We start from the raw sequence: 233 nt of genomic DNA, 5'->3' as shown, positions 1-233 counted from the left end.
CCACCATCGCATGGTAGGTGGCTTCGGCCTCCTCGACCGTCTGCTTGCGCTCGGCGTCCTCCTCGAAGATGGCCGGCCAAGGCGGAGCTATAAAGACCCTCTTGGCATAGCGTCGCTGCTCGGCCGCCCGCAGCGCCGAGGGCGGCACGGGCAACCCGCATAGCCGCAGATAGCCAATTACGTCGGGGATACCGCGATCAAAGATGATCGGGCCGGGAGCCGTCAGCGCCTCG

The 233-nt window shown here is 66.5% G+C and carries 1 protein-coding gene; it reads right to left on the bottom strand.

Going from position 1 to position 233, the window contains the following annotated elements:
* Nucleotides 1–233, bottom strand: a 233-nt coding sequence (locus tag CVH10_RS24715; protein ID WP_146143423.1) for an AAA family ATPase, incomplete at both ends; no start/stop codon positions are given.

It is taken from the genome of Halomonas sp. ND22Bw (assembly GCF_003011945.1).
GTDB classification, from domain to species: Bacteria; Pseudomonadota; Gammaproteobacteria; order Pseudomonadales; family Halomonadaceae; genus Halomonas; species Halomonas halophila.
The sequence above is the reverse complement of the archived record's forward strand: the minus strand, read 5'-3'. Positions and strand labels throughout refer to the sequence as shown.